This window comes from Priestia sp. SIMBA_032, assembly GCF_046535215.1.
GTDB lineage: Bacteria > Bacillota > Bacilli > Bacillales > Bacillaceae_H > Priestia > Priestia aryabhattai.
The window spans coordinates 1-260 of record NZ_JAWRXD010000981.1 but is presented as its reverse complement, the minus strand read 5'-3'; the positions used below and the strand labels follow the sequence as shown (position 1 = coordinate 260).

1 protein-coding gene is annotated in these 260 nt (G+C 58.8%); it reads left to right on the top strand.

The window, feature by feature from the left end; all coding sequences use genetic code 11:
- Nucleotides 1-260: DUF1302 family protein (locus SB717_RS37275; protein ID WP_410908144.1), on the top strand; the 260-nt coding region annotated here is incomplete at both ends.

Here is a 260-nt window from a genome sequence, read left to right as displayed (position 1 = left end):
CATCGAAGAGCCGGATCGGAACCAGCGCGCAGTTGCTCGACGGTTTCGTCACCTTTGATCTCCCTTTCATTGGCGACCGCTTTCTCACCATGAAGGTGGGGCGTCAGGTCATCAACTGGGGTGAATCGGCCTTCTTGGTATCGAACAGCCTGAATTTCATCAACCCGCCGAATCAGGCGTTGCTGCGCGTGCCGGGTTTTGATATCGCGGAGCTGTTGCGCCCGCAGGGCATGGTGCAGTTGCAGACCCGCCTGTTCGGC